At 68.1% G+C, this 3,870-nt stretch carries 4 protein-coding genes and 1 pseudogene; all 5 read right to left on the bottom strand.

The genetic code is table 11. The features are described from left to right. Positions 1 to 893, bottom strand: an 893-nt coding sequence (locus QZZ33_RS06465) for an argininosuccinate synthase (protein ID WP_291378949.1), incomplete at its 3' end; no start/stop codon positions are given. 19 nt (positions 894 to 912) lie between these two features. Beyond that, complete coding sequence (gene argR / locus QZZ33_RS06460) at positions 913 to 1,404, bottom strand: arginine repressor (RefSeq protein WP_291378948.1); 492 nt, start codon at positions 1,402 to 1,404, stop codon at positions 913 to 915. Further along, complete coding sequence (gene argF / locus QZZ33_RS06455; protein ID WP_291378947.1) at positions 1,404 to 2,348, bottom strand: ornithine carbamoyltransferase; 945 nt, start codon at positions 2,346 to 2,348, stop codon at positions 1,404 to 1,406. The genes argR and argF overlap by 1 nt, the downstream gene beginning before the upstream one ends. After that, positions 2,348 to 3,550: an acetylornithine transaminase gene (locus QZZ33_RS06450; RefSeq protein WP_291378946.1), complete on the bottom strand. Its 1,203-nt coding sequence runs from the start codon at positions 3,548 to 3,550 to the stop codon at positions 2,348 to 2,350. Before QZZ33_RS06450 ends, argF begins: the two co-directional genes overlap by 1 nt. Further along, positions 3,547 to 3,870: pseudogene (locus QZZ33_RS06445) on the bottom strand (acetylglutamate kinase); the annotation flags it as partial. The gene QZZ33_RS06450 and the pseudogene QZZ33_RS06445, both read right to left, overlap by 4 nt.

Below are 3,870 nucleotides of genomic sequence, written 5' to 3'. Positions count from 1 at the left end.
TAGCGCGCCTGCTGGCGCTCGAGCGTGACGTTCTCCAGCTCGCGGTGCGCCTCGATCAACGCGATCGCGCCTGGGGCCTCGTAGACCTCGCGGCTCTTGATTCCCACCAGGCGGTCCTCGACCATGTCGAGCCGTCCGACTCCGTGGGCTCCCGCGCGGCGGTTCATCTCTTGGATGGCCTGCAGCGGCGTGACCTTCTGTCCGTCGAGGGCCACGGGGATGCCGCGCTCGAAAGAAATGACCACCTCGTCAGGCACCGGCGGGAAGGCCGGGTCGTCCGTGTACTCGTACACGTCCTTTGTGGGGGCGTTCCAGATGTCCTCAAGGAAGCCAGTCTCCACGGCGCGGCCCCACACGTTCTGGTCGATCGAGAAGGGGTTCTTCTTGGTGGTCGCGATGGGCAGGTTGTTGCGCTCCGCGTAGTCGATCGCCTTGTCGCGCGTCAGGGCGAGGTCGCGCACAGGGGCGATGCACTTGAGGTCGGGGGCGAGGGAGGCGATGCCCACCTCGAAGCGCACCTGATCGTTTCCCTTGCCGGTGCAGCCGTGGGCCATGGTGGTCGCGCCGAACTCGCGCGCAGCTTTCACGATGTGCTTGACGATGACGGGGCGGCTGAGCGCCGAGACGAGCGGGTACTTGTCGTGGTACAGCGCGTTGGCCTTGAGCGCCGGCATGCAGTACTCCTCCGCGAACTCGTCGCGGGCATCGGCCACGTAGGCCTCCACGGCGCCACAGTCGAGCGCGCGCTGGCGGATTACCTCGAGGTCTTCGCCTCCCTGGCCCACGTCTACGGCGACGGCCACCACCTCGGCGCCTGTGGCGTCGGCGATCCAGCCAATGGCTACGGAGGTGTCGAGGCCGCCTGAGTAGGCCAGGACGATGCGTTCGGTCATGTGTGTCTCTCCTGAGGTGTCAGTCGTGAGCCACGCCTGAGGCGCGGTCGAGGAACTTTTGGGCAAGGTGGGGGCCGCCGTCGACGTCCCTGGAAATGACAATGAGGGTGTCGTCCCCCGCGACGGTGCCGACCACGTCTGGGTCGTCATGACCGTCGATCGCGGAGGCAAAGTACTGGGCGCCGCCTGACGGGGTCCTGAGCACGGCGATGTTGCCAGAGCCGGCCGCCGAGTACAGCAGCTCGGCACAGAGTCGGTTGAGCCGTCCGGCCGTGTCGCCAGAGGCTTCGAGCGACGACTGCGTGGTGTAGACCATGTGGCCGGACGCGCCGCGCACCTTGAGTGCGCCAATGTCGAGCAGGTCTCGGGACAACGTCGCTTGCGTGACGGAGATGCCCTGGGACTCGAGCCTGATCGCGAGATCGCTCTGCGAGCGAATCTCTTCCGACTCGATCAGACGCGCGATGAGCGCCTGGCGAGCGGACTTGGTGGCGGGAATGGAGGAGGTCATCACGAGTCCTCACCGGCGCGCTCGGCCAACCACGTCAGCAGCGCCTTCTGAGCGTGCAGGCGGTACTCAGCCTCGAGCCACACGATGCTCTGCGGGCCGTCAAGTACGTCGGCCGTGATCTCCTTGCCCCTGTAGGCGGGCAGGCAGTGCAACACCTGGGCTCCCGGCGCCGCGATCTCGAGGCTGTGGGCGTTGACCTGATACTGCTCGAACTGGCCGGCTCGCACACCGAACTCGTTCTCATCCCCCATCGAGATCCAGGTATCGGTGGCGATGATGTCGGCGCCGCGCACGGCGTCATCGTGGTCCGTCGTCACGGTGACGGAGCCGCCGTTTCCCGCCGCGAGCGACTTCGCGTCCAGCACGACGGCCTCTGACGGCATGTAGTCCTCCGGCGCGCCCACCCGTACGTGCATTCCCACGAGCGCCCCGCCCAGCAGGTAGCTGTGCGCCATGTTGTTGGCACCGTCGCCCACGTACGCGAGCGTCAGCCCCGCCAGGGCGTCGACTCCCCCACGGGCGTCGGCGATGGCCGCAAGGTCCGCGAGAATCTGGCACGGGTGAAAGTCGTCGGTGAGCGCGTTGACCACTGGCACACCCGCGTGTTGCGCCATTTCTTCGACGCGATCCTGGCCGAACGTGCGCCACACGATCGCGCTGACCTGGCGCCCGAGCACGCGTGCCGTGTCCGCAACCGACTCGCCCCTTCCCATCTGCGACGAGCTCGCGTCGAGCACGAGCGGATAGCCACCCAGCTCGGCAATGCCAGCGGCGAACGACACCCTGGTGCGGGTAGACGGCTTGTCGAACAGCACGGCTACGGCCTGGGGCCCGTCAAAGGGACGACGCAGGTAACGGTTCTTGCGAAAGGCGAGGGCAAGTTCGAGGACCTCGCGCTGTTCGGCGGCCGTGAGGTCGTCATCTCGCAGAAAGTGACGGACCATCACGCCTCCTTGGGCGTTCCAGCGTGGGCGGCCAGGTAGTCGGCAAGCCAGCGGACGAAGGGTTCGGCCTCTGCCTGTGTGAGCGTCAGCGACGGCGCCAGGCGAATCGTGTCTGGGCTGGGCGGATTGATGATGAAGCCGTCCTGGATCGCGGCGGCCGCGACCGCGGCGGAGATCTCTGCCTCGAGCTTGATGCCCAACAGCAGGCCCTCTCCGCGCACCTCGACCACGCCAGGCAACGCGCCCACCGTGGCCTTGATCCACTCCCCCATCACCTTCACGTGGGCGAGCAGTCCGCGGGACTCGATCGCATCGATCGTGGCAAGGGCCGCGGCCGAAGCCAGCGGGTTCCCGCCAAACGTGGAGCCGTGCTGGCCCGCGGCAAGCAGCGTGGCCGCCGTGTCTCCGTACGCCACGACGGCGCCCACGGGGAAGCCACCGCCGAGGCCCTTCGCGAGCGTGACCACGTCCGGCATGATGCCGTGAGCCTGCATGGCAAGCCACGTGCCGGTGCGGCCGATGCCGGTCTGGACCTCGTCGGCGATGAGCAGCGCGCCGTGCTTGTCGCACAGCTGGCGCGCGGCCGCGAGGTACTCGTGGGTCAGCGGCTTGACGCCCGCCTCGCCCTGGATGGGTTCGATGAAGATCGCGGCGACGTCGTCACCCATGGCCGCCTCGAGCGCGCCGATGTCGTTGGGGTCGATGAACTCGACGCCGGGCGCGAGGGGGGCGAAGGGCGCCCTGAACGCCTCCTTGGAGGTGAGCGCGAGCGCTCCTGTCGACCTGCCGTGGAACGACCCGGTGAGCGCGAGCAGGCGCGTGCGCCCCGTGCGGCGCGACATCTTGAACGCCGCCTCGACCGCCTCCGTGCCGGAGTTGGTGAGGAACACGCGGGAGCCTTCTGGGGCGCCGCAAATGTCCAGCAGCCGCTCGGCCAGCGCGATTTGCGGCTCGGTCGCGAAGAAGTTCGAGACGTGCGTCAGCGTGCCGGCCTGAGCGGCTACAGCGGCCACCCATTCGGGGTCGGCGTGACCCAGAGCATTGACGGCGATGCCGCCAAGAAGGTCGAGGTAGCGGTTGCCGTCGGCGTCCCACACGTACGAGCCTTCGCCCTTGGTGAGCATGCGCTGCGGACGCCCAAAGGTGCCCATGAGCGCCCGCTGGTAGCGGTCGAGTCCCTGCGCGTCGAGTGGCCCGGTCATCCCCACAGCTCCACGTCATCCGGCCGCACCATGGTGCCGGAGCCGGAGGAGGTAAAGATTTCGGTGAGAATCGAGTGCGCCTCGCGGCCATCGATGATGTGGGCCTGGTTGACGCCGCCCCGCACGGCGCGCAGGCACGCCTCCATCTTGGGAACCATGCCGGACATGAGGGTGGGAAGCAGCTTCTCCACGTCTGTCGCGTGGATGCGGCGCACCAGCGACGAGCGGTCCGGCCAGTTCGCGTACAGGCCCTCCACGTCGGTCAGGACGATGAGTTTGCGGGCTCGCAGCGCCACGGCGATCGACGCGGCGGCGGTGTC

The organism is Demequina sp. (assembly GCF_016278775.1).
Taxonomy (GTDB): Bacteria; Actinomycetota; Actinomycetes; order Actinomycetales; family Demequinaceae; genus Demequina.
This window is presented reverse-complemented; position numbering and strand designations above follow the sequence as displayed.